The organism is Fructilactobacillus sp. X7R9C1, from assembly GCF_059901005.1.
The window spans coordinates 1-248 of the sequence record NZ_JBWXVG010000068.1 but is presented as its reverse complement, the minus strand read 5'-3'; the positions used below and the strand labels follow the sequence as shown (position 1 = coordinate 248).

The window sequence follows — 248 nt, the reverse complement described above, 5'->3', positions numbered from 1 at the left end:
TCTTTGGCTCATAGAATGACCGTTGATCAATATTACCAGCAAATGGCTAAGCGAAAAATCAAAATGGGTATTTGGCGTGAATCGACAGCAAGAGCGAACCGAAACTTTTATTCAAAGTATCTCAAGCCGGCATTTGGCAAAACTTCCCTACAAGATGTCTCAAGAGCAAAATATCAGCGCTTTCTCGATGAATTATCACAATCCGGCCTGGCATTAACAACCGTCCATACCATTGATGCTGTCATGAA

At 41.5% G+C, this 248-nt stretch carries 1 protein-coding gene; it reads left to right on the top strand.

Translation table 11 applies throughout. The features are described 5' to 3' along the window. Positions 1-248: tyrosine-type recombinase/integrase (locus tag AC6UD0_RS07455; RefSeq protein WP_500708722.1), on the top strand; the 248-nt coding region annotated here is incomplete at both ends.